This is a genomic window from Centipeda noxia ATCC 43541 (genome assembly GCF_000160555.1).
GTDB lineage: Bacteria > Bacillota > Negativicutes > Selenomonadales > Selenomonadaceae > Centipeda > Centipeda noxia.
Genome location: NZ_GG749280.1, coordinates 140,200 through 166,187, shown reverse-complemented (window position 1 = coordinate 166,187; position 25,988 = coordinate 140,200). Strand labels below are relative to the sequence as shown.

Genomic DNA, 25,988 nt, shown 5'->3' with positions numbered 1-25,988 from the left:
AGATAAGATATGAAATAGACGTTTTTTTAGAAAAATTTTTGATATAAGAGAGATTGCGCCGCAACAGCTCTTTTTAACGGTACAATTCTGTGGTATGATATACATTAGAGAGAGAATAGAAAAATAGGGAAGTGTATTTACCATGCGGACGCATAAGGGAATCGTGCGTGCCGTGGAGACGGTATGGCGTGATTTGCGCGCGTTTAATCCGCCGGCGGTATTTTTGTCGACCGGCGTTCTTTGTGTCGGGTTCCTTCATGTATGGGGATCATCCTATGTTGCCGGAGTTATGGCGCTGTGTACGATCCTCACCTATCTCGCAGGGCGGAGACTCGGCGGATGGGGGCAGCTTTTTCTCGGCATTATTTTTTCGCTTTTCATGATCGCTGTGACTCTTATATCCGTGGTTGTCGGGTTTTTTCTTTACTATGATTTTTCGCCGAACGGACAGGAGAACTATACGCGCATTCGGCGAGATTTCTTTCCGCGCGAGATTCCGCCGACAGCTTATGACGTACAGGTGTGGAGCCGCATCAGTTTCGGTCCGGGTGTGGATGAGGCCTATCTCTCCTATCGCGATACGAAGGAGAATCTCCGCCGCTGGGCGGAGATAGGGCGCGAGCGCTCAGAGATGCGTTCGCGGCACTCATATATCAACGCGGCAATTCGCGTGCCGAACCTTACGGTGGATGAGCAGACGATTGAGCCGCGTTTTTCGCGCCTGCCGCTTTGGCAGCGTGCCTTTATCGACTATGTGCCGCATCCGACGGCGGTGGGGCCTCTGAAGGAAAAATTCGTCTTTTACGTCTGGGATCTCGGAAACAATCCGAACCATCCGCAGGCAAAGATCATCGGCATTTCAGAGGACGGTACGCATGTGATCTTCTATGCCGTGGGAAAATGAAAAGACGTTCTGTAAAATAAAGAGCTGTGGCCGCCGGATTGGAGCGGTCACAGCTCTTTGCGTATCGAAATTTACTTGGGGGCTTAGAGTGCGGAGCGCAGGAGATTCCTCGTATACGAGTCGTTGGGATGCGCAAGCACCCGCTCGGTCTCGCCCTGCTCGATGATGCGTCCGTCCCGCATGATGAGCACGCGCTCTGCGATGGAGCTGACAAGCGGCAGATCGTGCGAGATAAAGAGCAGACTCATCCCATGCCCTTGCTGAAGGTGCAGCAAGAGGGCGATAATCTTTGCCTGTACGGAGACATCGAGCGCCGAGGTCGCCTCGTCGCAGATGAGAATCTCAGGGTGTACGGCCATTGCACGTGCAATGGCGGCACGCTGGCACTCTCCGCCGCTCATCTCGTGCGGATAGCGTGTGGCGTAGGAGGCGGGGAGCCCAACCTCCGCCAGCAGATCAGAGACGCGCTGCTCTGTATTCCTCACGTCAGGAGTACACAGGCGGCAGATTGTCTCGCCGATCATCGCACCGATTGTGCGGCGCGGGTTGAATGAGCCGGCGGCATCTTGGAATACCATCTGAACCCGTGCGTAGGTTGCCCTTCGCTTTTTGCCGGAGACCCGCGTGATATCCATGCCGTCGAGAAAAATGCTGCCGCTGGTCGCCGTATGGAGACCGGTGAGGAGTTTTGCAACTGTGGATTTTCCGCTGCCGCTCTCCCCAACAATGCCGAGGACCTCTCTGCGCTGCAGGGAGAATGAGATCTCATTGACGGCCTGCACCTGTTCGCTGCCGTCCCGAAAGTGCATCGAAACCTGGTCGAAGCGGAGCAAATCGTCCGCAGAAGAATCTGCGGCAGACCTGTGCGCTGGCGACGGGTGCATCGAACTGCACACCTCGTATGCATGTCCGGCGCACATCTTCGGTACGGCTGCAAGAAGGCTCCGGGTGTAGGCACCCTGCGGATTCCCAAGAACTTCCTCGGTGGCGCCCTGCTCGACGATGCACCCTCTGCGCATAACAGCGACACGGTCGGCAATGTGCCGCACGACGCCAATGTTGTGTGTGATGAGGAGGATTGCCGTACCCGTGCGCTCTTTGAGCGCGTGCAGTTCATCGAGCACCTGCAGCTGGATCGTTGCATCGAGCGCCGAGGTCGGCTCATCGGCGAGCAGCAGCTGCGGGCGCAGGATGACAGCGAGGGCGATGGCGGCGCGCTGTGCCATGCCGCCCGAGAGTTCGAACGGATACGCTGTGAGGATGCGGTCTGTATCGGGAAATCCCATGCCCCTGAAGACCTCTGCAGCGCGCTGGCGGATCTCTGGATCCGAGAAGTCTGCATGTGCGCGCATGGTCTCTTTCAGCTGTGCGCCGATGGTGCGCGACGGGTTCAGTGATGCGCCGGCGTACTGAAACACCATGGCAATCTCTTCGCCGCGGAGGCTGCGCCGCGCACGCTCGGAGAGGGCGGAAATATCCTGCCCGTTCAAGGTCACTGTGCCTGCGTGAATCTCTGTGGAGAGACCGCGAATCTGTGCAACCGCCTTGAGGAGGGTCGACTTTCCGCTGCCGCTCTCGCCGACGATGCCGAGCACCTCGCCCGGCTGCAGGGCGAGGCAGATGTCGTGAATGACGGCATTGCCCCCGTACCCTGCGGTCAGATGATCAATTCTCAGCAATTCGTGCATCCTGTGCTCCGTCGCGCATCCCGTGAGAGAGATCTCACTTCTTGTCCAAATCCTTTGTTACATGGTAGTAGTCACTCGGCGTGGAGAGGAATCCCGTAACGCTCTTCGAGATGCCGACCTGCATGTTGTTGAAGCCGATGAAATCCATCCCGGCATCGTCGATGACCTGCTGCTGAATCGCATTGGTCAGCGCGATGCGTTTTGCCGCATCGAACGTGTGCGGGAGGTCGGCAAGCGCCTGCTCTACGGCCGGATTCGCGTAATGACCGAAGTTCGATACGCCCTTGGCGCTCAGGCAGTCACGCAGGAACGCATACGGGTCACCTGTCGGCATTGTGATGACCGAGTAGAGGGAGAGTTCGAAATCGCCGGGCTTGAGATAATTCGATTTCTCATGCGCTGCAATCTCGATGTTGATGCCGATCTTCTTCAGTTGTGCCTGCATCTCCGTCGTGATATTCTCGTTGAAGAGGCGCTTGTAGACGCCCATCTGCACCGTCAGGGGCTTGCCGTCCTTCTCAAGGATGCCGTCGCCGTCCGTGTCCTTGTAGCCGGCTGCAGCAAGGATCTGCTTTGCCTTTTCTGGATCATACGAACGTGCCTTGAGCGCTGGGTCGCCGTAGGGGGTCGAAGCGAGGAATGCGCTGTTCGAGGCGGTCATTGCACCCTTGAGGTACTGGTCACCGATGGTCTTTTTGTCTACGCCGTACATGATTGCCTGGCGAACCGCCGGGTCGGTGAGCTTCTCGAGGTTCATGTAGAGCTGATAGGTACGCGTCTGCGGCGTCTTGATCACAGTAAACTTGTCATTCGCTGCAACCGTCTCTGCCGTCTCGGGGCTGAGGTCGAGCGCAACGTCAATTTCGCCGGATTGGAGGGCCATTGCGAGCGTGTTGAAGTCGGCAATCTTCGTATACTCGACGCTGTCGACCTTCACGTCGCCGCCCCAGTACGCCGCATTCTTCTCCATGACCGCATGTTTGTCCGGCTCGAACGATGCCATGACAAACGGGCCGGTGCCGACGGGGGCATTGTCAAAGTCCTTCGTGCCCGCAACGTCGAGGATGACGGCATACGGGTCGCAGAGTGCGTTGACGAGTGTTGCATACGGCTCTTTCGTACGGATTGTGAGTACATTTCCCTCTGCCGTATACTCTGCACCCTCGAGCCAAGCAGCGCGCGGGTTCATCTCCGCTGTGCGCTGCAGGGAGGCGATGACTTTATCTGCGGTCATCTTTGTGCCGTTGGAGAAGGTCACGTTGTCTTTCAGCGTGATGCGCCAAACCGTCGGCTCCACATTTTCTGCCTTTTCGGCGAGCCACGGCTGCGGCTTCATCGCGTCGTCCAGACGGAACAGCGTCTCGCCGACGCCGTAGCGCACGGCATACCAGCCCATCCACTCCTTTGCGGGGTCCATCGTACTGGTCACGGCGACGGTACCGCCGACGTGCACGGTTTTCTTTCCTCCGGATGCCGCCTGATCCGAACTGCCGCAGCCGCTCACGGCAACCGGCAGGGCAATCAGAAAGACGGCGCATAGGATTTTCCAAAACGTTGAACTCATTTCTGCCTCCTGGTAAAATATAGATGTATGTGAAATCGCACGCATTACTGCACGCGGTTCTCCCGTGTCTTCGGGTCCAGCAGATCGCGCACCTGATCGCCGAACATGTTAAAGACCATCATGACGGCGACCATGACACCGCTCGGGGCGAGTGCTGCCCATGGGGCTTGCTGGAGATACTTTTGCCCTTCACTGATCATGGCGCCCCACTCGGCCTCCGGGATCTTGATGCCGATGCCGAGGTAGGAGAGCCCTGCCAGACCCATCATCATGATGCTGACCTGCAGGACTGCTGTGACGATGAGGGGACCTGCAATGTTCGGCAGGATGTGCAGGATAAGGATCCGGGCATCATCGCAGCCGGAGAGCCGCGCCGCATGGATGTAGGGTTCCTCCTTCACCGCGATGGTTGCGCTGCGCGCAATGCGCGCGTATTGTGTCCATGCAGTTGCGATGAGTGCCAGCACAGCGTTGAACAGACCTCCGCCGAGAACGCCCGCAACGGCAATCGCGAGCACAATGTCGGGGAATGCCTGGAAGATGTCGGTGGTTCGCATGAGCAGACTGTCCATGCGCCCGCGGTAGTAGCCTGCGAGCACTCCAATCAGGCTGCCGATCGAGCCCGCTGCAAAGATGATGAAGAGCGCTGCAAAGATGGACGTTTTTCCTCCGGCAAGAATGCGTGACAGAATGTCTCGTCCGTAGTTGTCTGTGCCGAGGAGATGCTCGGCGGATGGCCCCTTGAGGATCAGCTGTGGATCCGTTGCATATGGATCGTACGGGGCAAGCTGTGCAGAGAACAGCGTAATGAGGAGGATGAGTGCCGAGAGAAATGCCAGCGTCCAGAACATCTTCGGCAATTTTCGATGATGCATGTCGGTCATATTTCCTCTTACAATTCCTTGATCTTGGGATTAAAGTACCGATAGGACAGGTCGGCGAGCAGGTTGACGAGGAAGAAGGCAAGAGCCATCCAGACGACGACCGCCTGAATGACGGGGTAGTCGCGGTTCGAGATCGCGGTCATAATGAGACTGCCGATGCCTGGCCAGTTGAAGATGGTTTCAATAATTACCGTACCGCCGAGCAGAGAACCCACAGAGATGCCGGTCAGCGTGATGACAATGACCATAATGTTCTTCAGTACATTGCGGAAGAGAATCGTACGCTCGGAGATGCCGCGTGCACGCAGGCCGACGATGTAGTCTTTCTGCAGTTCATCGAGTGCGGCTGCACGAATTTGGCGGATGTAACGCGAGGACATGACGAGTGCAAGTGCTGCCGAGGGCAGGATCATGCCGATGGGCGTTGCCGCTGCGAGTACGGGGATCCAGCCGAGCCGGTACGAGAAGAGGAACATGAGGACAATTGCGACAATGAAGCTGGGCGTCGCGTTCATGATGAACGTCAGGATGCGGGCTGCATAGTCTATGCGGCTGTTGCGGCAGGCGGCAACGCCGATGCCGATCGGGAGAGAGATGAGAAGTGTGAGTGCGATTGCGCTGCCCGCCATGCGCAGGGTGTAGGGGAGCGCCTTCCAGAATGATGCTGCGACCGGAAGATCGGTGATGTAGGACGTTCCCATATCCCCCTGCAAAAAGCGCAGGAGCCAGCGTCCATACTGAACGAGAAAAGGGGCATCGAGGCCCATCTCCGCGCGCATCTGCGCGACGATCTGCGGATCAGCGGCAGCGCCGCCTGCCGAGAGGCGAATGCTGACCGGGTCGCTCGGAGCAATGTAGAGCAGCCCGAAGGAAAGCAGTGTAATGCCGAAAAAAACGGGAATAAATAGAAGACCCCTTTGAAGAATTGCTTTTTTTGTCATATGGACTCCGTTTTATTCAATCAACATATGAATATATTTATAGTCGTTATATATGTAATTTTCTATAAAAATTAGGTCTTAGTATATAACCCGCAGAAGAAAAATGTCAATAATAAAATATACATACTAAATACAATGAAATATGAATATATAAGCAGGCAAGTACAGGCGGACTCCTCTCTGGCGCTCTGAAATATTTGACACCAGCCGTTCGTTTTGTCTATAATGAGCCGTACACTATGTAAAGCAAGCGTGGGCGGCGTACGCCGCAGGGAGGAACCGACAGATGAAAATTTTAGCTGCGGACGGAATTTCGCCCGAGGGCATTGAACTGCTGGCAGACTACGAGGTCGATGTGCGCGACAAGATCTCACACGAGGAACTCATAGAGGTTATCGGCGGCTACGATGCCCTCATGGTGCGCTCGGCGTCGAAGGTGTCGGCGGATGTGCTTGAACGCGCAGATCGTCTGAAGATCATCGGGCGCGCCGGCGTTGGCGTTGACAACATCGATGTAAAGGCGGCGACGGAGCGCGGCATCATCGTCATCAACTCCCCCGGAGGCAATACGATCGCAGCGACGGAGCATACGATGGCAATGATGCTCTCTCTGGCGCGCAACATCCCCGCGGCTGACGCGACGATGCACACGGGCGGCTGGAACCGCAAGGCTTATGTCGGCGTGGAGCTCCGCGGCAAGACCCTCGGCGTCATCGGCATGGGACGCATCGGGAGCGGTGTGGCGAAGCGTGCGCTTGCCTTTGAGATGAACGTGATCGCTTACGATCCCTATATTAATGAAGAGCGGGCCAAGGCGCTCGGCGTGGCCGTCGGCACGCTCGATGATATCTTTGCAGCGGCGGATTTCATCACCGTGCATATGCCGCTGACAAAGGAGACACGCGGCATGATCTCTATGAAGGAGATGCGCCGGATGAAGAAAGGCATACGCCTCGTGAACTGCGCACGCGGCGGCATCATCAGCGAGACAGATCTCGCGGCGGCGGTGGAGGAAGGCATTGTCGCAGGGGCCGCGATTGATGTGTTCGAAAACGAGCCGCTTGCGGAGGATCATCCCCTGCGCGGTATACCGGGGATCGTGCTGACGCCGCACCTCGGTGCATCTACGGTGGAGGCGCAGATCGGCGTATCGGTAGATGTGGCGGAGGGCATCCGTGCAGCGCTGCGCGGTGAGCCGGTGACGGCAGCCGTCAATATGGCCCCGGTCTCGAAGGAGGTCATGCGCGTTATCCGCCCCTATATCACGCTTGCCGAGCAGCTGGGCTGCACTGCCTGCTCACTCGCGGAGGGGGCCATTTCCCATGTGGAGGTCATCTACAACGGCGAGATCACGGAAGTCAATACGAGCTTCCTCACGACGGCGATCCTCAAGGGGATGCTCAATCCCATCCTCGAGAGCGAGATCAACTATGTCAACGCACCGGGCGTTGCAAAGTCGCGCGGCATCAAGGTGACGGAGATCAAGGAGAAGGAAACCTCACATTTCTCGACGCTCATTACCGTGCGCGTGACGGCTGCAGGAGGAACCACAGAGGTACAGGGGACGCTCTTCGGCACGGAGGGACGCATCGTCCGCATCAACCGCTTCCGCGTGGATGTTGATCCGCATGCGCGCATCCTCATCTGTCCCCACATCAATCGGCCCGGCGTCATCGGAATGATCGGCTCCATCATGGGCGAGGCGGGCATTAACATCTCGTCCATGCAGGTGGGCAAATCCGACCGCGAAGGCATGAACATCATGGTGCTCACGATCGATCATGACATCCCCGATGATACGCTTGCGCGCGTGCTGGCCGTCGACGGCATCTTCGATGCGAAGCTGGTAAACTTCGAGACAATTTAATTGTATCAAAGAGAATTTCAGCCTTTTTCCATAATCGCCCTGTATGATATAGTCAAAAGGACAAAGTCTTGATTTTAAATGGAGGCAAAAGCCTATGAACACAATCAAAACAACGATGCTCATGGCGCTCCTGATGGCGCTTATGGTTGCACTCGGCGGAGTTTTTGCCGGACAGACGGGCATGACCGTCATGCTCGTTATTGCACTCGGCCTGAACTTCTTCTCATACTGGTTCTCCGACCGCATGGTACTGAGTATGTACAATGCGCAGGAGGTTGATCGCGAAAGCGCTCCCGAGCTCTATGGATTGGTTGAAAAACTCGCAGGGCGTGCGGAGCTTCCGATGCCGCGTGTCTACGTGATCAATGAGAATGCACCGAATGCTTTTGCGACGGGGCGCAATCCGTCGAATGCAGCAGTCGCTGTGACAACGGGGCTTATGCGCACGCTCGACTACAATGAGATCGCGGGCGTGCTCGGTCATGAGCTCGCGCACGTGAAGCACCGCGATATTCTGATCTCGACCATTGCGGCGACGATGGCGACCGTTATTTCCTACGCTGCAAACATTGCCCAGTGGGCGGCGATCTTCGGCGGAGGCCGCTCGAGTGACGATGACCGCGGCGGCATCATCGGCCTCATCGCGACGGCAATCATTGCGCCGATTGCAGCGGCGCTCATCCAGATGGCGATCTCGCGTTCGCGCGAGTACAGCGCGGACGAGGGCGGCGCGGAGATCTGCGGCAATCCGAACGATCTTGCCTCGGCACTCGAGAAGATCGAGTACTATGCCGTGCACGGCGCATCTCTGCCGGAGGCAACGCCTGCGACCGCGCACATGTGCATCATCAACCCTCTGACGGGCCGCGACATCTCGTTCAAGAGCCTGTTCTCGACCCACCCGGCGACCGCAGAGCGCATCGCGCGTCTGCGTGCGCAGGCACAGCGCATGCATATTCGCTGAAATAACGATGAAGTCCCTTGCTTTCTATGGCGGGGGACTTTTTGCTTGAGAAATTTACTTTTCATCTTGCCGCGGAATGGAATCCACGCTACAATGGAATGGAAAGGAGCGGTTCCATGGCTGTTTTGGTTTGCGGCGGGGCAGGCTACATCGGATCGCACGCCGTCCATGCACTCGTCGAGAAGGGTGAAGAGGTCGCCGTTATCGATAATCTGCAGACAGGGCACCGCGGCGCACTGCATCCGGAGGCACGTTTCTATGAGGGCGATATACGCAGCGCCGCGGCACTTGATCGGATTTTTACAGAAAATGAGGTTGACGCGGTTGTTCACTTTGCGGCGAACTCTCTCGTCGGTGAGAGTATGGAGAAACCGCTGCTCTACTTCAACAACAATGTCTATGGGATGCAGGTGCTGCTCGAAGCGATGGTGCGCCATAGCGTCGATAAGATCGTATTCTCCTCGACCGCGGCGGTTTACGGTGAGCCAAAGCGTGTGCCGATCCGCGAGGAGGATGAGACAAAACCGACGAATGCGTACGGTGAGACGAAGCTCACGATGGAGAAGATGATGAAGTGGATCAGCCGCGCAAGCGGCATCCGTTACGTCTCCCTGCGCTACTTCAACGCGGCAGGTGCTCTGCCGAATGGCGTGATCGGCGAGGATCACGCGACCGAGACGCACCTCATTCCTTTGATTCTTCAAGTGCCGAACGGAAAAAGAGATCATATCACCGTCTATGGAGACGACTATCCGACGCCGGACGGCACCTGCCTGCGCGACTATATCCACGTCGTCGACCTCGCAGACGCCCATGTGCGTGCACTCGAATATTTGCGCAGCGGCGGAGAGAGCGATATCTTCAACCTCGGCAGCGGACAGGGATTCTCAGTCAAGGAGATGATTGCTGCGGCCGAGAAGGCGACGGGGCGTTCCATCAAGGCTGTGATCGGCGCGCGGCGCGCAGGCGATCCGGCACAGCTTGTCGCAGCAAGCGACAAGGCGCGCGCCGTACTCGGATGGCGGCCGCGGCTTACGGATGTGGAACAGATCATCGGCACGGCGTGGCAATGGCACGCAGCTCATCCGAGCGGATATGAGGACTGAGGAAACAATCACAGGAAAGATAGGAGAATTTACATGAGTACACCGCATATTGCCGCAGAAAAAGGAGAAATCGCCGAGCGCATTCTCCTCCCGGGCGATCCGCTCCGCGCGAAGTTCATCGCGGAGAACTTCCTCGAGGGGGCAAAGGAGTATACCTCCATCCGCAACATCCTCGGCTATACAGGGACGTATCACGGTGTTCCCGTCTCTGTGCAGGGGACAGGCATGGGCATGCCGTCGATCTCGATCTACATCCATGAGCTGATGGAGCACTACGGCGTGCAGAAGCTCATCCGCGTCGGCACCTGCGGCGGCATGCATGAGAAGGTCAAGCTGCGCGACGTCTTCATTGCGCAGGGGGCAACGACAGATTCCTCGATGATCCGCAACATCTTCGGCGGTGCGATCAACTATGCGCCGCTGGCCGACTATGAGCTCCTGTCGACAGCCGTGGAGAATGCGAAAAAGCTGAATGTCTCCGTGCGCGTCGGCAACGTCATCTCCGTTGACCGCTACTACGACGAGGAAATCGACAACGCGAAGCTGCGCGCATACGGCGTACTCGCCGTGGAGATGGAGGCGGCGGCGCTCTATACGCTGGCAGCAAAATTTGGTCGGCAGGCACTCGCCCTCTTCACCGTCAGCAATCACCTCCTCACGGGGGCGGAATGCACCGCCGAGGAGCGCCAGACCACGTTCAACGATATGATCAAGATCGCGCTCGAGACAGCGATCGCTTGAACAAAAATACGAGAGAGCCCTTGCGCCCGCAGCGGCTCTTTTTTGTATATGCTTCGATCAGGGGATACGAAGGATAGCCGTTGCATATCCAACTAAATTACGATAGAATAGAGTGCAGAGAAACAGCGTTAGAGAAGGGGGATTCCGATGGCAGTCAAACGAATCTTTGTGGAGAAGCGGCAGGGCTTCTTTGATATTCCTGCGCAGCGGCTCTGCAATGATCTGGTAGAGACGTTCCGCCTGACGGATTTGCGCGCCGTCCGCATGATCATGCGTTACGATATTGAGGGGCTCAGCGACGAGGAATTTGCGCGGGTGCGGAATATTGTCTTTGCTGACCCGCCTGTTGATACCGTGTATGAGGACGCTTTGCCGGACTTTTCCGATGCGCGCATATTTGCGATCGAGCCTCTGCCGGGACAGTTCGATCCAACGGCGGCTGCGGCGGCGGAATGCGTACAGCTCGTGACGCAGGGAGAGCGCCCGGATGTTCGTACGGCGCGCGTCATTGTGCTCGTCGGCAAGGTGGATGAGCGCGTCTATGAGCAGATCAAAGCCTATCTCATCAATACGGTAGAGAGCCGCGAGGCGTCGCTCGCCAAACCCGCGACGCTGGAGACGCGGATTACGCTTCCCACAGATGTGGAAGTCCTCACGCAGTTCAATCAGCTTTCACGGACGGAGCTGGAACGCTTTCACGCAGAGCATAATTTTGCAATGAGCGGGGCGGATCTCGAATTCGTACAGCAGTATTTCCGCGATACAGAGCACCGCGCTCCGACGATCACGGAGCTGCGCGTCATCGACACTTACTGGTCCGACCACTGCCGCCATACGACATTTACCACGGCGATTGACGCGGTCACTATTGAAAACGGCTTCTTTGCGCTCCCGATTGTCGAGACCTATCAGACTTATACGGATGACCGCAGAGCACTCTATAAGGACGGAAAACAGCGCGATACGACACTGATGGACATTGCCGTCATCGGGATGAAGGCGCTGCGTGCGGAGGGGAAACTCGATGATCTCGACGAATCGGAGGAGATCAATGCGTCCAGCATCCGCATCACGGTGGATGTTGACGGCAGGGATGAGGAATGGCTCCTCATGTTTAAGAACGAGACGCACAACCATCCGACCGAGATCGAGCCGTTCGGCGGCGCGGCGACCTGTCTCGGCGGCGCGATCCGCGACCCGCTCTCGGGACGCTCGTATGTATATCAGGCGATGCGCGTGACGGGAGCATCCGACCCGCGTGTGCCGATCGAGGAAACACTGCCGGGAAAACTCCCGCAGAAAAAGATTACGCTCGGCGCGGCGGAAGGATACAGTTCCTACGGCAATCAGATCGGACTTGCGACGGGGCAGGTACGCGAAATCTATCACAAGGGCTACCTTGCCAAACGCATGGAGATCGGTGCGGTTCTCGGCGCCGTACCTGCGGATCAGGTTGTGCGTGAGCGTCCCGTACCGGGAGATGTCGTTATTCTTCTCGGCGGACGCACCGGACGCGACGGCATCGGCGGCGCGACAGGGTCGTCGAAGCAGCATACCGAGAGCTCTTTGACAACCTCCGGCGCGGAGGTCCAGAAGGGCAATCCGCCGACGGAACGCAAGATCCAGCGGCTCTTTCGCAGTCCCGAGGTCAGCCGCATGATCAAGCGCTGCAACGATTTCGGCGCGGGCGGCGTTGCCGTTGCGATCGGAGAACTCGCCGACGGCCTTGCAATTGACCTCGACGCCGTTCCGAAGAAATATGAGGGCCTCGATGGGACAGAGCTCGCGATCTCAGAGTCGCAGGAGCGCATGGCGGTCGTACTCGCTCCGCAGGATGCCGCGGCATTTCTGCGCCATGCGGATGAGGAGAATCTCGAGGCGACCGAGGTCGCTGTCGTGACAGCAGAGCCGAACCTTGTCATGAAGTGGCACGGCAAGGAAATTGTGCGGATCGCGCGCAGTTTTCTCGCGACGAACGGTGTGCGCCAGCACGTCCGGGTCACCGTAGAGGCACCGAATGAGAAAACGCCGTATCTGCAGCAGGCCCCCCCGCTCGTCAAGAAGGCGGGGCGTGATCTGGAGGCGATGTGGATCGCGAATCTGAGCGATCTCAACATATGCAGTCAAAAGGGGCTCGGCGAGCGTTTTGATTCGACCGTCGGCGCGGCAACCGTGCTCATGCCGTTCGGAGGAAAGTATCAGCTCACCCCGACGGAGGCGATGGTCGCAAAGATCCCGGTGCGTCACGGAGAGACGAATACCGCGTCGGCAATGGCGTTCGGCTTTGACCCGGACCTTTCGACGTGGAGTCCGTTCCATGGAGCGGTTTACGCTGTTGTCGAGGCCGCGGCAAAGATTGTTGCGACGGGCGGCAAAGCGGATGCCATTCGCCTGACGCTGCAGGAGTATTTCGAACGCCTTGGCACCGATCCAAAGAAGTGGGGCAAGCCGTTTGCTGCGCTTCTCGGCGCTCTGCGCGCGCAGCATGAGCTCGGCATCCCTGCGATCGGCGGCAAGGATTCCATGTCCGGGACATTCGAGAATCTGAACGTTCCGCCGACGCTTGTCGCGTTTGCCGCAGCGACAGTTCATGCGAACGAGGTTATTTCGCCCGAGTTCAAATATCCGGGCAACAAGGTCCTTATGGTTCCGGTCGCGCACGATGCGCAGGATCTTCCCGTATTTGAACGGCTCAACAGGAACTTTGAAAAGATTCATCATCTGATCGCCGATCAGAAGGTATTCTCGGCACAGAGCGTCGGGCGCGGCGGCATTGCGGCGGCGATCTCGAAGATGTGCCTCGGCAACAATCTCGGGTTTAAGTTCACTGCATTTTTTCCGCAGGAAGATCTCTTTAAGCCGCTTTACGGTACGATGCTGCTTGAGGTCTCTCCCTCGCTTGACGTGGCGGCGAATCTCGCCGGAACGGGTGCCGTGGAAATCGGGACGACGCGCGATGTGCCGAGCATCATCACAGATCTGGACACCATTGTGCTCGCAGATGTCAAAGAGGCATACACGCAGCCGCTCGAGAAGATCTTTCCGACAACCATACCGCAGAGTACGCGCCAAGCTGAACGTCCGACCTATGCGCCCTATGCGCAGGGAAGACGGATTGGAAGCTCTGTGAAGATCGCCAAGCCCCGCGTCTGCATCCCCGTCTTTCCGGGGACAAACTGCGAGTATGACTCGGCGCGCGCATGGGAGCGCGTGGGAGCGATCCCGGAGATCCTCGTCGTGCGCAACCTGACGCCCGCGGCGGTGGAGGAAACCGTTGCGGCGATTGCCGCAGCGCTCAAGCGGGCGCAGATCCTCATGCTGCCGGGCGGGTTCAGCGGCGGCGACGAGCCCGACGGTACAGGAAAGTTCATCGCCGCAATGTTCCGCGCACCGGCAATCGCTGAGGCCGTTCAGCGCCTCCTGCGCGATCAGGACGGGCTGATCCTCGGCATCTGCAACGGATTTCAGGCGCTGCTCAAACTCGGCCTCCTGCCGCACGGCCAAATCACAGAGCTCGATGAGAACACGCCGACGCTCACCTACAACAACATCGGCCGCCACGTATCGCAGACCGTACGCGTGCGCGTTGCATCAAATCTCTCTCCGTGGCTCTCGCATGTGAATGTCGGCGATACGCACACGCTCGCCGTCTCACATGGAGAGGGACGGTTCTACGCCGATGCGATCACCGTCGCAAATCTGCGCATCCGCGGACAAATTGCCACACAGTACGTGAGCGAAAAGGGGGAACCGACGCTCGAGCAGCCGTACAATCCGAACGGCTCGGTGAACGCGATCGAGGGCATCACCAGCCCTGACGGGCGCATCTACGGACGCATGGCGCACGCCGAGCGCATCGGCGAGAACATCGGCAAGAATGTTCCCGGCGATATGAATCAAATGGTCTTTGAGTCCGGCGTCGCCTACTTTATGCGGTAAATATATGCACATGAAAAATCCGTCCGACTGCAGGGCAGTACTGCAATCGGACGGATTTTTTGATGCATGGAAAATCTGCAGACGGACGAGAGTCAGATATAATACCGCCGGCAAAGCGTGTCGTAGGCTGCCCTGCCTTCCTCGGTCAGCAAATAGTAATTGCCGTCCCGGCACAGGAGGCGGCGCTCGATCAGCTCGCGGCTGACGCGGCGAATCTTCGGGGCGTCCCATTTCAGATGATCGCCGATCTCATCCGCATGATTCTCGCTGCTCTCCCTGCTCTCTGCCGTATGCGTGCCGATGTGGAGCAGGAAGAGATCCCGCTGCATCTGCTGAATGCTCTGCAGGCGGCGAATGTAGGATGTAATCGTGCCTTTCGGGCTTGAGAGCAGGGCGAGCACGTAGACGAGCATATTTATGACAGCGCAGAGCCCGGCGATTGAGGCATTCATATGCACGGCGAGCGCATAGCCGATGATGGAGTTGATAACGCTGATGAGGAGGGCGAGCAGCAATGTATGCGACAGATGCTTCGTAAAGAGCAGTGCCGTCGCACCGGGAGCGATAAAGAAGGAGATGACGAGGATCGCGCCGACCGCATCAAATGCTGCGACCGTGGTGAGCGAGGTGAGTGACATAAAGGCATAGAAGAGGATGCCTGCCGGCACGCCGATGAGCCGTGCATACTCCCCGTCGAATGTAGAGACTTTCAGCTCTTTGTAGAATACGGTGATAAACGAGGCAATCACAACAATCAGCCCGCCCATCTTAAGCGCAGCGGCGGGAATCTCTGTGCCGCCGATCTCGACCGTATTCAGCCCTGCGTAGATGACTTCGCCCATGAGCACCATATCCGTATCGAGATGGGCGTTTCCCGCATATTTGCTGATGAGGATGACGGCGAGTGCGAAGAGCAGGGGGAAGATGACGCCGATCGCATCGTCATATTTGACGAGGCTTGTCTTGCCGAGGAGCTCCACGAGCGAGACGGTGACGACGCCGATGAGCGCAGCACCGAAGAGCAGCCACGGAGAGCCGAGATCATGCGTGAGAAAAAATGCGAGCACGATCCCGAGCAGCACCGTGTGACTGATCGCGTCCGCCATCATCGAGAGACGGCGCAGGATGAGAAAGACGCCGAGCGGAGCGCATGCTGCCGCTGTCAAGAGGAGTACGAGGAGTGCGTCATCCATTTCGCTGCCTCCGTTTGAGCGCCCTGCCGAGAATCCCCTTCGTCCCGAAAAGAATCGAGAAAAATGCAATCACCGAAGCAACGAGGATAATAGAGGGCCCCGTCGACATGCCCTGCTCGAGCGTGCTGATGTATGTTCCGACAAGCGAAGAGACTGCACCGATGCCGCTGCTCAGCAGAAGTACGCGGGATAGATTGTTCGACCACTGGTTTGCTGCAGCGCAGGGGATGATAAGGAAGGAGCTGATCAGGATCGCTCCCACTGCCTTGATGCCGATGCCGATCACTGCGATCGTCATGACGAGCAGCAGGATGTTCAGCAGGCGGCAGGGGAGCCCGACCACCTCCGCATACTCTGCATCAAAAACGAAGAGTTTCAGCTCCTTGTAAAAGAGCAGGAGCAGGAGGAGTACGACGGCGGAGACGACGCAGATGAGCTGCACGTCTGCCTCAAGCATGTATGCCGCTTGTCCGAAGATGTAGGTGCCGAGACCCGCCTGCGATGCCCCCGCATAGTCGGGATTGCCCTGAATAAAACTCTTGAGCGCCATACCGAGCCCGAAGAAGCCTGAGAGGAAGATGGCGAGATTCGCGTCGAGGCCGAGGCGTTTGTCCTTGTGGGCGAGCTGGATGAGCGCATAGCTTGCCGCGCCCGCTGTGACTGCACCCGCAAGGAGCACGACGGGGCTGCGCGTCGCGAATGCCATGTAGGCGAGGATGATGCCGGGAAAGGTCGAGTGTCCGATCGCATCGCCGATGAGACTCTGCCCCTTGTAGACGCTGAACGCACCCACAGGGGCGGCGGCAACGGCGAGGATGACGCTGCCGAGTGCGACGATTTGGAACGTATAGTTTGTCAGTATGTCCATCGCTGTCACTCCTTCACGCGGTAGGCGCGTGCCAGCGCCGCATCCGTATCCAGTGCCGCCAGATAGCCGCATGCCTTCACCGTGCGGTTGAGCACGACAAGATAGTCAAAATACGTGTCCAGCGTACTGAGATCATGATGCACCGCAACGACCGTGCGGCCGTCGCGCTGCAGGTTTATGAACTCATCCATGATGATGCGCTCCGTCGTCTCGTCAACGCCCGCAAGCGGCTCGTCCATAATGTAGAGCTGCGCATCCTGCGCAAGTGCGCGCGCGATAAAGACACGCTGCTTCTGCCCGCCCGAGAGCTCCGAGATCTGACGGTTGGCAAAGTCGGCCATCTTCATCTTTTCCAGGGCCTCCATCGCGTGTGCGCGATCTTCCTTGCCGGGGCGGCGTACGAGTCCCAGATGGGCATAGCGGCCCATGAGCACGACGTCGAAGACTGTCGTCGGGAAATCCCAGTGGACGGAGCCACGCTGCGGCACATAGGCGATCTCTTTCTGCACGGCGGAGAGCGGCTTTCCCCAGAGCTGCACTGCGCCCGAGACCGGCTTTACAAGTCCGAGGATACCCTTGAGGAGCGTAGACTTGCCCGCGCCGTTCGGACCCACGATCGCGCAGCGCACATGCTCCGGTACGTCGAGATCGATGTCCCAGAGCACAGGCGTCTCGCGGTATGCCATTGTGAGATCTTCGACATGTATGACGCTGTTCGTTCCTTCCATTTTGCGTCCCTTCCCTATGTTTGCTTTATGTCCTTATCCGTGCGAGCTCCCACGCAAACGCTTCGTTACGCAAGCGGTCGGGCACTTATCTGCCTAAATACCTGCGGACTTCTTAAACGCGCTTCGCTTGAACGAAAGAAATCCGCAGGGGGCAGAACGTGCCCTTTGCTCCGCTTGCTTCACTAGGGTTTGCTTAGGAGCAACACACGGACATGCTGTCATTTGCGTGCAACATATGACAACGCGTCATGGTTATTTCAGATGCGAAACAATCAGGTCGACGTTGCTGCGGTACATGGTAATGTAGGTATCGCCCTTCTCCCCGGCGGGTGCGAGCGAGTCGGAGAAAAGCTCGTTGCCCTCGCCTCCGACAATTTCGACATCGAAGCCCTTCGTCCTGCAGACTTCCTGCAGCTTTTTCATGCGCTCGGGATTCGTTGTACTCTCAGCGAACACCGCCTTAACCTTGTGATCGACGATGTAGTTTGCTGTTTTCTCGATGTCAGCATTTGCAACCTCGGAGTCCGTGCTGACACCCTGCGGTGCAATGACGTTCACGTGGTAGCGATGGGAGAAATAGTTGAATGCGTCATGCGGCGTGACGAGGTTGCGCTGACCCTCGGGAATCTGTGCAATCTTCTGTGTGATCTCCGCATCAAGCGCATCCAGATCGGCAAGATACTTCTTTAGATTCTCCTGAATCTCCTTCTCGTGTGCGGGAACGAGCTTAATGAGCTCAGCGGCCGCCGTCTCCGTTGCCTGTTTATAGAGGGCGACATCGAACCAGAAATGCGGGTCGACGATCTTCTTGCCGTCCTCCTCCATGTAGTTGATGTTCGCGTCCGCAAAGTTCTTCGTGACTGCGACGCCCTTCTTCTCGAGTACTTCTGCCATCTTACCCTCGAAGTGCAGACCGTGGTAGAGAAGGAGATCTGCCTTCTTGATCTTCTCAAGATCGGCAGGCTGCGCGACGTAGAGATGCGGATCCTCACCGGCGGGAATAATCAGCTCGATGTTCACATAGTCGCCCGCGAGCTGTTTTGTCATATCCTGTAAAAATGAGGTTGTGACCGTCACCGTTTTCTTCGTGTCGGCTGCCTTGTCGCTGCCTGTGCCTCCTCCGCCGCAGCCGACGGCGACCAGTGCCATCATGGCGAGTGCGAGGGTGAGCAGGAATCGTGGAAATAATTTTTTTGCGTGCATATTTGCACCATCCTTTCTTTTGTATTGAGAATAGCACAAAAATTGAATCTTGTAAATGAGAAAATTTCTCAATGAAATATTTTTTGACAAAACTCCAAAAAAACGCCCCCGCGTATATTTTCGCAGGGACGCCGCAGTATGTGTCGGAGCGATTCATTTTCGGAGCAGTTTTTCTTTCAGTGCGCGATAGGAGATCGTCTCATACGGACCGATCTGAGATTCGGGATGATCTGCACCGTATGCGCGGCCGGTGACAGAGATGAGGGGCGGCGCCTGGATGCGCTTTGCGACTGCCATGCCTGTGTAGAGGTTCCACCAGCGCTCGAGATCATCGATGAAGTCTTTTGTCGTGGAGAAGAAGGAAGCGATGACGCCCTTCCCGCAGCCGATATCGTCCTCGAGATCTCCGTCTGCGTAATGTGCGAGAATATCTTCGGGAATGCGGTTCTCTTCGACAAAGGCGCGGAAGAGATAGTCGTGGTACGGATAGCGGATGGGGTCGCCCTTGCCCTCGTCGACGTTCTGGGCATCGGAGAGCTCGGCACTCGGCACGATATCGATGATGCCCTGCGGGATGACCTCGCGTCCATAGACCGTCTCGTTCAGATAGCGCGCAAGATCGTAGATCTGATATTTCCAGAGGTCGGCAAGCGCAGAGAGGAAGCCCGCCTGATCGCCGTAGAGGGTTGCATAGCCGACGGTGGACTCCGCCTTGTTCGCGTTGCAGGTAAAGCCTGCACCCCATGCAGCAGCGACGGCGGAGAGAACGCGCCCGCTGCGGTCGCGCGCCTGCATATTCTCACGGACGAACGAGGAGATGGTGAGATGTTCGCCCTCCGCCGCAGGTTTCCCCATGATGGGGATCCCCGTCAGCTGCTCTGCAGTGTATGCGACACTCTCTTCGATTGGAACGATCATATGGCGGCAGCCGAGGCTCTCGGCAAGCTGTGCGGCAAGGTCCTTCGTCGTCGCAGAGTTGAACTTGCTCGGCATGTTGACGAGGAGTACTTTGTCCGCGCCAATGGCGTCGACATAGAGAGCCGCTGCAACGGCGGAGTCGATGCCGCCCGAGATGCCGATCACAACGCGCTCCATATGGATCCGAGCGAGGAATTTCTGCACGGCGTAACGGATCGTGCGGTGAATGGGGGCAATGGCTGCTTCTGCGGGACGTGCAGCGGCAGGAGAGAGCTGTGTGCTGTCGATGATCGTCAACCCTTCCGCATAGGCGGGGGAGATGAGGACGCGCTCGCCTGCCGCATTAAATACCTGTGCACTGCCGGAAAAGGCGTAGACTGTTTTTCCCTTGTCCTGCAGCCCAAGGGTGTTAATGTAGAAAATGGGCATGTGTTTTTCGCGTGCCGTCTCCGCAAGTGTGCGTGCACCGAAGCAGTGAGGGAAGGGGGTGGCATCGGCGGCAAGGATGAAATTTCTGTCCGCCGCCGTATAGAAGAGGGGATCAAATGATGTCCCGGCGCCGTGAAGCGGACGTCGGGCGACCTCGCGGAGCACTCCGTTTCTCGCCTCCATGAGTGTCCGGCTGACGCCCGCACAAGCGCCTTCTTCTTTTGCGGCATTGCCGAAGACAACGGTAATGTCCTGCGCAGCAGCTGCAATTTCCTCGGCATAGGAGGCACAGTCGCGCAGGAAGGCGGAGTGCTTCCATACGCCCCCGAGGAAGAGACCTGAAAGGCTGAGTGCGGGAAATACGGCAATCTCCGCATGCGCTGCCTTTGCCTCCGCTATTTTTTCGCGCATGGCTGCGGCGTTCTGATCGGGACGGCCGGGGACGACCTCCATCGAGATGAGTGCAATTTTCATAGTGATGCTCCTTGGGTTTGATTTTTTCTGCGGTGAGATGTTATAATTTTAAAAACAGATATAGTATAGCACAGATGGATTTATCTGCCTATTTGAAAGGATGTATACAATGGATTACTTCAGCACGCGCGGAGCGTCGGAACGCGTCTCCTCTGCGGAGGCGATCCTGCAGGGGCTTGCCTCGGACGGCGGCCTATTCGTGCCCAACGCGTTTCCGCAGATGACGAGCTCCGAGATCGCGGCGCTTGCGCCCCTTTCTTACGAGGAGCGCGCCGTCGGCATCCTACGTCTCTTTCTGACGGATTATACGGATGAGGAACTCCGCGGCTGTGTGGAGCGTGCCTATGGGCATACGTTTGATGATGCACGCCGTGCGCCCGTGCGTGCGGTCGGCGAACTCGAGATGCTCGAACTCTGGCACGGCCCGACGAGTGCGTTCAAGGATATGGCACTGCAGCTTCTGCCGCAGCTGATGAGTGCAGCGCGTGCGAAGGAGGGAGAACGAGATACGATCCTCATCCTTGTTGCAACCTCGGGAGATACGGGCAAGGCCGCACTCGAGGGGTTTGCAGACGCTGATGGAATCGAGATTATGGTGTTCTATCCCGACGGGGGCGTCAGTCCCGTGCAGCGGCTCCAGATGGTGACGCAGACGGGCGCGAATGTTTCCGTCACAGCGGTGCGCGGAAATTTCGATGATGCGCAGCGCGGCGTCAAAGAGATCTTCGGCGATGCGGAGATGGTAAAGCGCCTTGCCGCTCTGCATACGAAGCTCTCCTCGGCCAACTCGATCAACTGGGGACGCCTCGTTCCCCAGATCGTTTACTATTTCAGCGCATACGCCGACCTCCTCAAGGAGGGAAAGATCACAGCGGGCGATGCGGTGAACTTTACCGTGCCGACAGGGAATTTCGGCAACATTCTCGCGGGATACTATGCAAAACGCATGGGTCTTCCCGTCGGGAAGCTCGTCTGTGCCTCGAATGCAAACAACGTGCTGACCGAGTTCCTCCAGACGGGGATCTATGATCGCAGGCGCAGTTTTTATCAGACGCTGTCACCGTCGATGGACATCCTTGTCTCAAGCAACCTCGAGCGGCTGCTCTATCATCTGACGGAGGATACGGCACAGGTCGCCGCGTGGATGAAGGAACTCGCGGAGACCGGGCAATATGACGCGCGTCGTCTATTGCCTGTTCTCAATGAGAATTTCTGGGCGGCATTCGCCGATGACCGTGCGACCGAGGAGGAAATTCGCGCAGTCTATGCGTGCACGAAGTACACGGTTGACCCGCATACGGCCGTCGCCTATCGTGCGGCGGAATCCTACCGCCGTACGACGGGGGATGAGCGGCCGATGATTGTACTCTCGACGGCGAGCCCGTATAAATTTGCCGCAAGCGTGCTCAGGGCGCTCGGCGAGGATGCAGGAACGCTCGATGCGTTTGCACAGATGGAGCGCCTGCAGTCGCTGAGCAGGATGGATATTCCGCTGCGCCTTGCGGCGCTGCGCACGATGCCCGTTCTTCATGACGGTATTTGCGCGCGTGCGGAGATGCGCGATGCAGTTTTGGCGTTTGCCGGCAGAAATAGGCAAGAAAAACGATACGAACAATAAAATTTTTCATAGGAAGAAGGATTTTCTGTGTATATGAAGAATTTTCACACATATAGTGTATGATACGAAGGCAGGAGGGCATGCCTCGCATCGACTGCAGCCAATCTTTTGAAAAGAAAGAGGTAAATGTCATGGCAACGATTGATCTGACACAATACGGTATCACGGGCACGACAGAGATTGTCCACAACCCGGACTATGACCAGCTGTTTCGCGAGGAGCTCCGCCCTGACCTCGAGGGCTATGAGCGCGGGCAAGTGACGGAGATGAAGGATGCGGTCAATGTCATGACGGGCATCTATACGGGCCGTTCGCCGAAGGATAAGTACATTGTCGATGATGAGACCTCGCATGATACAGTTTGGTGGACCTCCAAGGAGTATCCGAACGACAATCACCGCGCTACGCAGAAAGCGTGGAATGCTGTACGCGAGATTGCGATCCGCGAACTCTGCAACAAGCGCCTTTTTGTCGTCGACGCATTCTGCGGCGCAAATAAAAATACGCGCATGGCCGTTCGCTTTATCGTGGAGGTGCCGTGGCAGGCACATTTTGTCACGAATATGTTCATCCGTCCGACGGCGGAGGAGCTTGAGAACTTCAAACCGGACTTTGTCGTCTACAATGCGGCAAAGGCGCGCGTGATGCATTTCGGCGACCTCGGCCTCAACTCCGAGACGGCGGTTATGTTCAACCTCACGAGCCGTGAGCAGATCATCGTCAACACATGGTACGGCGGCGAGATGAAAAAGGGCATGTTCTCGATGATGAACTACTACCTCCCGCTGAAGGGGATTGCCTCCATGCATTGCTCGGCGAATACAGATAAAGAGGGGCAGAACACAACGCTCTTCTTCGGCCTTTCCGGTACGGGAAAGACTACCCTCTCGACCGACAATGCGCGCCTGCTCATCGGCGACGACGAACACGGCTGGGATGACGAGGGCGTATTCAACTACGAGGGCGGCTGCTACGCGAAGGTCATCAACCTCGACCCCGAGGCGGAGCCCGATATCTACCAGGCGATCCGCCGCAATGCGCTGCTCGAGAATGTTACGGTCGATCTCGCCGGTCACGTTGACTTCGCGGACAAGTCCGTTACGGAGAATACGCGCGTTTCATATCCCATCAACCACATTGAGCACATCGTGCTCGGTCACGTTGCAGATAAATCTGCGGGCCCGCACGCAAAGCATGTGATCTTCCTCTCCGCCGATGCGTTCGGCGTTCTGCCGCCGGTCTCGATTCTGACGCCGGAGCAGACGAAGTACTACTTCCTCTCGGGCTTCACCTCGAAGCTCGCGGGTACAGAGCGCGGCATTACCGAGCCGACGCCGACGTTTTCTGCATGCTTCGGACAGGCGTTCCTTGAGCTCCATCCGACGAAGTACGCAGACGAGCTCGTGCGCAAGATGGAGCAGCACGGATCGCGCGCCTACCTCGTGAACACGGGGTGGAACGGAACAGGAAAGCGCATCTCCATTCAGGACACGCGCGGCATCATTCATGCTATCCAGGACGGATCCATTGACAGCGCGCCGACGAAGAAGATTCCGTATTTCGACTTCGAGGTTCCGACGGAACTGCCGGGCGTCAATCCGAAGATCCTTGACCCGCGCGACACCTATGCAAGCCGTACGGAGTGGGATGAAAAGGCAAGGGATCTCGCTGCGCGCTTCATCAAGAACTTTAAGAAGTATGAGGGCAACGAGGGGGGCAAAGCGCTCGTTTCGGCGGGGCCGCAGCTTTAAACATTATTGCTCCGTGGAAGAAGCTGCCGCAATGTTTGCGGCAGCTTCTTTTTTGAAAAGAGGGAAGGAGGGGAGCGAATGGAGCTCACGGACAGCATCAGCAAAGTTCGCGGCGTTGGCGTAAAGAAGTCTGCCGCCTTTGCGCGGCTCGGCATTCGAACGGTATATGACCTCCTGACTTATTATCCGCGCGCATATGAGGATCAGAGCAGCATTACGCGCATTGCCGATCTGCGGGCGGGGATGCGTGCGACTGTTCTCGGCGTCATTCACCAGGTGACGGACCGCCAGACACGGCGGCGCGGGTTCACCGTGCTGACTGCGCTCATCGGCGACGGGACGGGCTACATGCAGGCAGTCTGGTTTAATCAGCGCTTTCTGAAGTCGAAGCTGCGTGAGGGCCGGCGCATTCTCCTCACGGGGAAGACGGACTATGCCTATAACGGCGGCGGACAGCTTGCGCTTTCGCAGATCACATCCTTTGAGCTGCTCGGCGCGCGCGATCATGCGGAATCGCTGCTCGGCATTCTGCCCATCTATGCGGCAACCGAGGGACTCCCGCAGAAACAGCTGCGGCAGATGATGGAGTATGCTCTCGCGCAGAGCGCGGATAAGCTTACGGAGACCCTTCCGCCGCGCATTCGGCAGGAGTATGATCTCATCGGACGTGCGGATGCCTTTCGACGGATTCACTTCCCAAAGCGGGAGGAGGAACTGCGCGCGGCGCGTCGGCGGCTTGCCTTTGAGGAACTCTATCTCATCCAATGCGGGCTGCTCGCCCTCAAAAAGCGGACGGCGGAGGAGCAGGAAGGGATTGCACACAGGCCAAACGGTGTGCTGGCTGCGCGCGTTTTGGAGGCGCTGCCCTTCGAACTGACCGAGGATCAGGCGAAGGTATGGGGGGAGATCGCGCGCGATATGGAGTCGCCTCTGCCCATGCGCCGCCTCGTGCAGGGAGATGTTGGCTCGGGAAAGACCGCAGTCGCCCTGCTCGCTCTCGTCAAAACAACGGAGAACGGATATCAGGGTGCGCTGATGGCGCCGACGGAGATCCTGGCGCGTCAGCATTATGATTATTTGCAGACGCTGCTCACGCCGCTTGGCATTCGTGTGGGATTTCTCTCGGGGCGGCTGACGAAGAAGGAACGTGCGGAGATCGATGCGGCGCTCGCCGCACATACGGTGGATATTATCGTCGGCACGCACGCGTTGATTCAGGATCATGTGGCGTTCGATGCGCTTGGCCTGGTGGTGACGGATGAGCAGCATCGCTTCGGCGTGGCGCAGCGTACGGCGCTCGAGAAAAAAAGCGGGGGAACACCGGATGTGCTTGTTATGACGGCGACGCCGATTCCGCGGACAATGACGCTGACGGTGTACGGCGATCTCGATGTTTCACGCATTGAACATCTGCCGCCGGGGCGGCGTCCGATCCGTACGTTCCTGCGCGATGAGACCGCACGCGGGAAGATCTATGCGTTTGTGCGCAGAGAGATCGAGAGCGGGCGGCAGGCGTACGTTGTCTGTCCGCTGATTGAGGCAAGCGAGGAGAGTGATTTGCCCTCGGCAGAGGAAGTCTATGAGGAGCTCTCCCGCAGCATCTTCCGCGGGATCGCCTGCGGACTCCTGCACGGGCGGATGAAATCCGCGGAAAAGGAAGAGGTGATGAACGGCTTCTATGCGAACCGGATCAAACTTCTCGTGTCGACAACGGTCATCGAGGTCGGCGTCAACGTGCCGAATGCGAGCATCCTCGTTGTGGAGCACGCGGAGCGGTTTGGCCTCGCACAGCTCCATCAGCTGCGCGGACGCGTTGGGCGCGGATCCTATGATTCCTACTGCATTCTGATCGCGGGGCGGAGCGCGGCGCCGCAGGAGCGCCTGCAGGTCATCGAGCAGACGAGTGACGGTTTTCGCCTTGCCGAGGAGGATCTGCGTCTGCGCGGTCCTGGACAGTTCTTCGGAGCAATGCAGCACGGGCTCGGTGATCTTAAAATCGCCGATGTTCTCGCCGATATGGATCTCCTGCTGCTCGCGCGCCGTGCCGCTCTTGCAACGGTCGATGATCCGGAGGCGCTCGCTTTTGTCCTGCCGACGATCATGCGCCAGTATCGGCAGCAATTTGAACACATCCGCGAGATTTGAAACAAAGAGGTATCGCATGCGTCTTGTATTCCTTGACACGGCAGGATTCTCTGCGATAGAATA

General features: G+C 57.7%; 18 protein-coding genes. 9 read left to right on the top strand and 9 right to left on the bottom strand.

Going from position 1 to position 25,988, the window contains the following annotated elements; translation table 11 throughout:
* The first annotated feature begins 142 nt into the window (after positions 1 to 142).
* Positions 143 to 904 carry a hypothetical protein gene (locus HMPREF7545_RS04625; protein WP_040571221.1) on the top strand — a complete coding sequence of 254 codons (762 nt, stop codon included), beginning with the start codon at positions 143 to 145 and terminating at the stop codon, positions 902 to 904.
* Between the two features lie 83 nt (positions 905 to 987).
* Here the strand turns inward: HMPREF7545_RS04625 and HMPREF7545_RS04620 are convergent, their stop codons facing one another.
* The 4 genes from HMPREF7545_RS04620 to HMPREF7545_RS04605 are packed head-to-tail and all read right to left on the bottom strand — an operon-like array spanning position 988 to position 5,981.
* Positions 988 to 2,592 carry a dipeptide ABC transporter ATP-binding protein gene (locus HMPREF7545_RS04620; RefSeq protein WP_006694525.1) on the bottom strand — a complete coding sequence of 535 codons (1,605 nt, stop codon included), beginning with the start codon at positions 2,590 to 2,592 and terminating at the stop codon, positions 988 to 990.
* Positions 2,593 to 2,626: 34 nt separating this feature from the next.
* Complete coding sequence (locus HMPREF7545_RS04615) at positions 2,627 to 4,156, bottom strand: ABC transporter substrate-binding protein (RefSeq protein ID WP_040571220.1); 1,530 nt, start codon at positions 4,154 to 4,156, stop codon at positions 2,627 to 2,629.
* 44 nt (positions 4,157 to 4,200) lie between these two features.
* Positions 4,201 to 5,040 (bottom strand): ABC transporter permease, encoded by an 840-nt coding sequence (locus HMPREF7545_RS04610; protein ID WP_006694523.1) that lies wholly within the window; start codon positions 5,038 to 5,040, stop codon positions 4,201 to 4,203.
* An 8-nt stretch (positions 5,041 to 5,048) separates the two neighbouring features.
* A complete protein-coding gene (locus tag HMPREF7545_RS04605) occupies positions 5,049 to 5,981 on the bottom strand; it encodes an ABC transporter permease (protein WP_006694522.1) in 933 nt (310 codons plus the stop codon).
* A 286-nt stretch (positions 5,982 to 6,267) separates the two neighbouring features.
* Between HMPREF7545_RS04605 and serA the strand changes: the two genes are divergently transcribed.
* The 5 genes from serA to HMPREF7545_RS04580 all read left to right on the top strand — a co-directional run bounded on the left by serA (position 6,268) and on the right by HMPREF7545_RS04580 (position 14,598).
* Positions 6,268 to 7,848, top strand: coding sequence for a phosphoglycerate dehydrogenase (serA, locus tag HMPREF7545_RS04600; RefSeq protein ID WP_006694521.1), 1,581 nt, complete (start codon positions 6,268 to 6,270; stop codon positions 7,846 to 7,848).
* A 94-nt stretch (positions 7,849 to 7,942) separates the two neighbouring features.
* Positions 7,943 to 8,812, top strand: coding sequence for a zinc metalloprotease HtpX (gene htpX / locus HMPREF7545_RS04595; protein ID WP_006694520.1), 870 nt, complete (start codon positions 7,943 to 7,945; stop codon positions 8,810 to 8,812).
* 116 nt (positions 8,813 to 8,928) lie between these two features.
* Entirely contained in the window at positions 8,929 to 9,918 is a 990-nt protein-coding gene (galE, locus tag HMPREF7545_RS04590; RefSeq protein WP_040571219.1) for a UDP-glucose 4-epimerase GalE, read from the top strand.
* A gap of 33 nt (positions 9,919 to 9,951) precedes the next feature.
* Positions 9,952 to 10,659, top strand: a complete 708-nt coding sequence (gene deoD, locus HMPREF7545_RS04585; protein ID WP_006694518.1) for a purine-nucleoside phosphorylase — start codon at positions 9,952 to 9,954, stop codon at positions 10,657 to 10,659.
* A gap of 147 nt (positions 10,660 to 10,806) precedes the next feature.
* Positions 10,807 to 14,598, top strand: coding sequence for a phosphoribosylformylglycinamidine synthase (locus HMPREF7545_RS04580; RefSeq protein ID WP_006694517.1), 3,792 nt, complete (start codon positions 10,807 to 10,809; stop codon positions 14,596 to 14,598).
* A gap of 92 nt (positions 14,599 to 14,690) precedes the next feature.
* Here HMPREF7545_RS04580 and HMPREF7545_RS04575 read toward each other — a convergent pair whose 3' ends face one another.
* The 5 genes from HMPREF7545_RS04575 to nadE form a co-directional block, all read right to left on the bottom strand.
* A complete protein-coding gene (locus tag HMPREF7545_RS04575) occupies positions 14,691 to 15,791 on the bottom strand; it encodes a metal ABC transporter permease (protein WP_006694516.1) in 1,101 nt (366 codons plus the stop codon).
* Entirely contained in the window at positions 15,784 to 16,659 is an 876-nt protein-coding gene (locus HMPREF7545_RS04570; RefSeq protein ID WP_006694515.1) for a metal ABC transporter permease, read from the bottom strand. Before HMPREF7545_RS04570 ends, HMPREF7545_RS04575 begins: the two co-directional genes overlap by 8 nt.
* A gap of 5 nt (positions 16,660 to 16,664) precedes the next feature.
* Positions 16,665 to 17,387 carry a metal ABC transporter ATP-binding protein gene (locus tag HMPREF7545_RS04565; protein ID WP_006694514.1) on the bottom strand — a complete coding sequence of 241 codons (723 nt, stop codon included), beginning with the start codon at positions 17,385 to 17,387 and terminating at the stop codon, positions 16,665 to 16,667.
* A gap of 252 nt (positions 17,388 to 17,639) precedes the next feature.
* Positions 17,640 to 18,590, bottom strand: a complete 951-nt coding sequence (locus tag HMPREF7545_RS04560) for a metal ABC transporter solute-binding protein, Zn/Mn family (protein ID WP_006694512.1) — start codon at positions 18,588 to 18,590, stop codon at positions 17,640 to 17,642.
* Positions 18,591 to 18,743: 153 nt separating this feature from the next.
* Entirely contained in the window at positions 18,744 to 20,411 is a 1,668-nt protein-coding gene (gene nadE / locus HMPREF7545_RS04555) for an NAD(+) synthase (RefSeq protein WP_006694511.1), read from the bottom strand.
* A 100-nt stretch (positions 20,412 to 20,511) separates the two neighbouring features.
* Between nadE and thrC the strand changes: the two genes are divergently transcribed.
* The 3 genes from thrC to recG all read left to right on the top strand — a co-directional run bounded on the left by thrC (position 20,512) and on the right by recG (position 25,925).
* Complete coding sequence (thrC, locus tag HMPREF7545_RS04550) at positions 20,512 to 22,029, top strand: threonine synthase (RefSeq protein WP_006694510.1); 1,518 nt, start codon at positions 20,512 to 20,514, stop codon at positions 22,027 to 22,029.
* A gap of 131 nt (positions 22,030 to 22,160) precedes the next feature.
* The gene (pckA, locus tag HMPREF7545_RS04545; protein WP_040571266.1) at positions 22,161 to 23,780 is read left to right on the top strand and encodes a phosphoenolpyruvate carboxykinase (ATP); all 1,620 of its coding nucleotides are present in this window, start codon (positions 22,161 to 22,163) and stop codon (positions 23,778 to 23,780) included.
* Positions 23,781 to 23,858: 78 nt separating this feature from the next.
* Positions 23,859 to 25,925: an ATP-dependent DNA helicase RecG gene (gene recG, locus HMPREF7545_RS04540; protein ID WP_006694508.1), complete on the top strand. Its 2,067-nt coding sequence runs from the start codon at positions 23,859 to 23,861 to the stop codon at positions 25,923 to 25,925.
* Positions 25,926 to 25,988 lie beyond the last annotated feature (63 nt).